A 1,967-nucleotide genomic window follows, 5' to 3' on the forward strand; every position below is an offset into this window, starting at 1 on the left:
GCCCGAACCACCAAAACCGCTCGAGCCTCAAGGCCCACGAAAGTCCGAACAAGGACCCTAAGCTCAAGCCACCAATCAAGTTCGAGCCTCAAGGCCCACGAAAGCTAGAACAAGGACCCAAATCAAGAACCACCAATCAAGCCCGAGCCGCCAGGCCCACAGCAGCCCGAACAAGAAAATCCCACCCCCATCCAAAAATGTATTGATACGTTCATTCACGCCCCCGTAATACGTACCCGCCACAATCCGCTCCCGTCCCATCCCTAGCGCTTCCTCCTGGCCGTCGGCGTGCCGGCTTCCGTTCGCCCATGCCCGCGCGGGCCGCGCTTTCCATTCCATGTCCAAGACCCTGCTTGCGTTGCTGATGACGTTGTCGTGCCTGTCCGCTTGCGGCGGCGACGACGACGGCGCGAACACCGTTGCCACGCCCGCGGCCCCCGCGCCGCAGGCGCCCGTGGCCGATGCGGTCATCCGCTGCGCGCCTGCCGTCAGCCCGAAATAAGCCAGCTCACCGGATCGCCGTCACATGTCCTCGAAGTCCCTGAAGAGTCGTCGCCAGTTTCTGAAGTTCGGAGCCGCTTCGGCGGGTGCCGCCGCCGCTTCGATGGTGCTGCCGCAAAGCATCCGCGACGCGCTGGCCATTTCCGCCAACCGCCGCACCGGCACGCTCCAGGATGTGGAGCACATCGTGGTGCTGATGCAGGAGAACCGCTCGTTCGACCATTACTTCGGCACCATGAACGGCGTGCGCGGCTTCGGCGATCCGAAGCCGGTGCCGCTGCGCAGCGGCAGGCCGGTGTGGTACCAGCCGGCCGGGCGCAACGCGGATGCGCGCACCGGCTATGCCAACGTGGGTTATGCGAACTGGCCGAAGACGAGCCAGTGGTACGAGAGCGATCCGGTGCTGCAGGCGCAGCAGAAGTACGTGCTACCGTTCCGCCTGGACACCACCACGACCAACGCGCAGCATCTCGGCGGCACGGACCACAACTGGAAGCTCGAGCAAGGCATCTGGAAGCACTGGGACGCCTGGGTGCCGCTGAAGAGCCGCATGTCGATGGGCTACTACGATGCGCGCAAGGACCTGCCGTTCTACTACCAGCTGGCCAGCGCCTTCACCATCTGCGACGCCAACCATTGCTCGATCTTCGCCAACACCGAGCCCAATCGCCAGTACTACACCAGCGGCGCCAGCGTCTACACCATGAGCGGCTACCAGGCCGGCACCCGGAAGCGCCTCAAGGGCCAGGAGCTGGACAACAACTGGACCGCCAACATGGACCTCGACGAGGCCTGGGAGGGGCTGACCTGGAAGTGCTACGCCGAGCGGCTGCAGGAAAAGAAGATCGACTGGCGCGTGTACCAGGCGTATTCCAACTACGGCTGCAACTCCGTCGCCTTCCACAAGACCTTCCGCAAGCTCGACAAGCAGTCCGACGAGTACCGCCGCGGGCGCGCCTACGTGGGCAACAAGCTGGCCTCGAACGAGGCCGCCTACGACGAGGAGCTGGCCAACGCCATCGCCCAGGACGTGCAGAACGGCACGCTGCCGCAGGTGTCGTGGATCATCTGCCCGGATGCCTACTGCGAGCATCCGGACGCCTCGCCGGCGGCCGGCCAGGCGCTGGTGGACAAGCTGCTCAAGGCGCTGACCTCGAATCCCGAGGTGTGGGCCAAGACCGTGTTCATCATCAACTACGACGAGAACGACGGTTTCTTCGACCACATGCCGGCCTACGTGCCGCCGGTCAACACCGCCATGTACGGCTACCAGGGCCAGAGCACGGTGTCGGTGGACGAGGAAAACTACAACGGCGTGCCGATCGGCCTGGGGCCGCGCGTGCCGATGATGGTGGTGTCGCCGTGGAGCAAGGGCGGCTGGGTGTGCTCGCAGGTGTTCGACCACACCTCGGTGCTGCGCTTCATCGAGGCGCGCTTCGGCGTGCCGTGCGAGTACATCTCGCCGT

2 protein-coding genes are annotated in these 1,967 nt (G+C 64.8%); both read left to right on the forward strand.

Features of this window, described 5'->3' with window-relative positions; all coding sequences use genetic code 11:
- The first annotated feature begins 337 nt into the window (after positions 1–337).
- A complete protein-coding gene (locus tag K206_RS43475; RefSeq protein ID WP_155888421.1) occupies positions 338–502 on the forward strand; it encodes a hypothetical protein in 165 nt (54 codons plus the stop codon).
- Between the two features lie 24 nt (positions 503–526).
- Positions 527–1,967 (forward strand): alkaline phosphatase family protein (locus K206_RS0136260; protein ID WP_155888422.1); only part of this gene is annotated, 1,441 nt, incomplete at its 3' end.

Origin of the sequence: Cupriavidus sp. WS, assembly GCF_000395345.1 — a bacterium.
GTDB lineage: Bacteria > Pseudomonadota > Gammaproteobacteria > Burkholderiales > Burkholderiaceae > Cupriavidus > Cupriavidus basilensis_B.